This window comes from Arthrobacter sp. SPT-J7 (assembly GCF_059089965.1).
In genome coordinates, this window is the sequence record NZ_JBNHFF010000270.1 from 1 (window position 1) to 4000 (window position 4000).

Annotated in this window: 2 protein-coding genes and 1 pseudogene; all 3 read right to left on the reverse strand. The window is 64.1% G+C overall.

The features are described 5' to 3' along the window. On the reverse strand, positions 1–367 hold a 367-nt coding region (locus tag AC5RWX_RS31095; RefSeq protein WP_494100052.1), incomplete at its 3' end, for an SseB family protein. Positions 368–409: 42 nt separating this feature from the next. Next, positions 410–3139 carry a type I DNA topoisomerase gene (gene topA / locus AC5RWX_RS31100; RefSeq protein WP_494100053.1) on the reverse strand — a complete coding sequence of 910 codons (2730 nt, stop codon included), beginning with the start codon at positions 3137–3139 and terminating at the stop codon, positions 410–412. 124 nt (positions 3140–3263) lie between these two features. Further along, positions 3264–4000: pseudogene (locus AC5RWX_RS31105) on the reverse strand (SAM-dependent methyltransferase); the annotation flags it as partial.

The window sequence follows — 4000 nt, forward strand, 5'->3', positions numbered from 1 at the left end:
GGTTGATCTCGAAGCCATAGGCTGCGCCCGGGTTGATGACCATGCCCAGCTCATCGCCAATGTTGGCGATAATGGCTGCCCCCTGGGTGCCCAGGACGTTGGGGGCTGCTTCCAGGTACTGCTGGTCAACCCGGCTGGGGTGCGAGAACACAGCCAGGACAGGGTCGCCATCGGCGTTGGCCAAAACCAGCGGCTCCACCTGGGAGTCCTCGCCCTCGATGCCGTCCGAGCTGATGATGTAGACCTCGCTGTTCAGGAAGGACAGGATGACGTCCACGGGACTGGCATCAGGCTGTCCGCCCTTGGCGAGCTTCTCCTCGAGGTCGTTCAGCGGAGTCTGGTCGGCGATGCCGGGCTGTTCAGTCATATACCTACTCGACCACGTTGTGCCGTGCACCGCAATTCGCAACTACTTCTTCGCCGTGGCCTTCTTCTTGGCCGGAGCCTTGCGGGCTGTGGCAGTGCGCTTGACCGGGCCCTTGGCGCGCTTCTCGGCGAGGAGCTCAACCGCCTGTTCCCGCGTGAGTTCTTCCAGGGACGTAGCCCGCGGAACGGTGATGTTGGTGATGCCATCAGTGATGTAGGGGCCGAAGCGGCCTTCCTTCACCACAATGTTCTTCTCCGACACCGGGTCCGGGCCGAACTCCGCCAGCGGCGGCACGGCCGCACGGGCGCCGCGCTGCTTGGGCTGGGAGTAGATCTCCAGCGCCTGCTCCAGCGTGATGGTGAAGATTTCCTCCTCGGAGCCAATCGACCGGGAGTCTGTCCCCTTCTTCAGGTACGGGCCAAACCGGCCGTTCTGCACGGTGATGAGGTTGCCTTCGGCGTCCTCACCGAGGACGCGGGGCAGGCTCATCAGCTGCAGCGCCTCGTCGAGGGTTACAGACTCCACTGTCATGGACTTGAAGAGCGAACCCGTCCGCGGCTTGGCTTTCACCGGCTTCTTGGGCGGCTTGGGCTTGCCGTTCTTGTAGTACTCCACCGGCTGGTTGGCGATCTGTTCCTCGGTCATCTCGGGGATGATCTCGGTGACATAGGCGCCGTAGCGGCCGTTTTTGGCAACGATGGTGTGCCCTGTGTGTGGATCTGTGCCCAGAACGCGTTCCTCCGGCGCAGCCGTTTCCATGAGTTCAATGGCTTTGGCGGCCGTCAGTTCATCCGGTGCCAGGTCCTCAGGTACGTTGGCGCGCGCCGATTCCACGATCTCCCCAGTCTTTGGGTCGACAGTGGCGGCGGAGCTTTCCAGGTAGGGGCCAAATTTGCCGACCCGAAGCGTGATGTCGTCCGTGATGGGAATGGAGTTGATTTCCCGTGCATCGATCTCGCCCAGGTTGTTGACGATACTGAGCAGGCCCGGATCCGAGTCTTCGCCGAAGTAGAAGTGCCGAAGCCAGGAGGCGCCAACAGCCTGGCCGTTGGCGATCTTGTCCAGGTCGCCTTCCATGTCTGCCGTGAACTCGTAATCAACGTAATCGCTGAAGTGTTGCTCCAGCAGGCGGATCACGGAGAAGGCGATCCAGCTCGGGACCAGGGCAGAGCCTTGTTTCCGCACGTAGCCGCGGTCCTGGATGGTTGAGATGGTGGACGCGTACGTGGACGGACGGCCGATACCCTTTTTCTCCAGCTCCGCCGTCAGCGACGCTTCGGTGTAGCGCGGCGGCGGCGAGGTCTCGTGGCCCACCGCGACGATCTCGGAGGCAGCGAGGGAGTCGCCCTTGGTTACGTTGGGGAGCCGGCGGGCTTCGTCGGAGTCGTCGTCGCCGCGGGTCTCGTCCTTGCCTTCCTCGTAAGCTGCGAGGAAGCCGGGGAAAGTAATTACGGTACCGGACGCGGAGAATTCGGCGTCACGCCCGTCGGAAGCAACCGCGCCCAGCCGGATGGTCGCCGTCGAACCCTTGGCGTCAGCCATCTGGGAGGCGACGGTCCGCTTCCAGATCAGTTCGTAGAGCCGGAATTCGTCGCCGGAGAGCTGCTTTGCCACCTGGGCCGGCGTGCGGAAGGAGTCACCGGCAGGACGGATGGCCTCGTGCGCCTCCTGCGCGTTGGCTGCCTTGCCGGTGTACACACGCGGGGACTGCGGGATGTACTCGGGACCGTACAGTTCGGAGGCCTGGCGCCGGGCAGCCGTCACGGCTTCGTCGCTCAGCGCGGAGGAGTCCGTACGCATATAGGTGATGTAGCCGTTTTCGTACAGCCGCTGGGCCACCTGCATGGTGCTTTTGGAGGAAAAGCGCAGCTTGCGGCCCGCTTCCTGCTGCAGGGTAGAGGTGGTGAAGGGCGCAGCTGGTCGCCTGGTGTAGGGCTTGGTATCGACGGAGCGGACGCGGAAGTCCGCGTTCTGCAGCCCAGCCGACAGGGAGGTGGCCAGCTCCTCGTTAAGGTGGGCAACATTCTTGGAAGTAAGCACGCCGTCGTCGTTGAAGTCCCGGCCGCTGGCCACCTTGGCACCGTCCACGGCGGCAAGCTTGGCCTTGAAGGAACCGGCCTCGGCGCCGAACTGACCGGTGAGGTCCCAGTAGGAGGCGGCCTTGAAGGCCATGCGTTCGCGTTCGCGGTCGACCACCATGCGGGTGACTACGGACTGCACACGGCCGGCGGACAGGCCACGGGCCACCTTGCGCCACAGCACCGGGGAAATTTCGTAGCCGTACAGGCGGTCCAGGACACGGCGGGTTTCCTGGGCATCCACGAGGGCCGAATCAACATCACGCAGGTTGCCCATGGCGCGCTGGATGGCTTCCTTCGTGATTTCACCGAAGGTCATGCGGTACACCGGGACCTTGGGCTTGAGTACTTCCAGCAGGTGCCACGCGATGGCCTCGCCCTCGCGGTCCCCATCGGTTGCGAGGTAAAGTTCGTCGGCATCCTTGAGCGCAGCCTTGAGCTCGGTCACCTTCTTCTTTTTGTCCGCGGACACCACGTAGTAGGGCTTGAAGTCGTGGTCAATGTCGACGGCGAACTTGCCTACTGAGGTTTTCTTCAGTTCGGCAGGAAGTTCAGACGGCTGCGGCAGGTCGCGAATGTGACCAATGGAGGCCTCTACGATGAAGCCCTCGCCCAGGTACTTGGCGATGGTCTTGCTCTTGGCCGGAGACTCCACAATCACGAGTTTCTTGCCGGTTTTGGCCTTGCTTGGCACGGTGCTCCTACAGAAAAAGGTTTCTCGGGCAGATGCGCCCATACTGGCCTAGTTCACCATATTTTGGAGAATTGTGCGCATCCATGTGGAAAAGACGCGGGTTCTGCGGAATGCATTCCGCGCCTCAGTCCGCGGCCGGGATCAGGAAGCCGTCCCGGACCAGGTTGGCCACATCGGCGAGCAAACCGCTCCGGAACGAGCCGGCGTTGAACCCCTCCTCCCCAGCAGCGCCGCCGCCCAGGAGCGCCTCCAGCGCGCCGGCAATTTGGCCGGCGGAGAGGTCGCCGTCGCAGGCGGAAATAAAGCCGGCGAGTTCGGTGCTGAGCAGGTTGGTCCGGCGGAGGCCGGCGCCCTGGCGGAGCAGGATCACCCCGGGGTGTTCGGCGCCGGGACGCTGGTGCCGTTCCTCGGTGACGTCGTCGGCAACCAGCAGGTGCGCGTCGCTGATATTGTTCGCCGCCAGCCAGTCCTGGCGTTGCAGTGCCGCCCCGAGGTGGGGGCCGATGGGCTGCTCAATGGGGTAGGTGATTTCCTCGAACCTGTTGAACGCGGCCTGTCCTGGGGACAGGGGCCGGCGCAGCAGCACCATCCCGAAGCCGATCCCCGCCACGTTCCGGGACTCGAAGTCATCGAGGTAGGCCGCGTAGGCGTCACGGTAGTGCTGCCGGTCCCGGCTTTCGGACGCGTCACGCAGCCATGTTTCGGCGTACTCCTCCGGGCCCACCATCTCCCGCTGGATGAACCAGGCGTCCGTGCCCACGGGGACCCACCCCTGGGGCCGCTCCTGCCAGGAGGACCCGGCCGGCACCTCCCAGTTTCCGAGCATTTGGGCAGTACCGCCGGGAGCCAGCACAGCGGGCA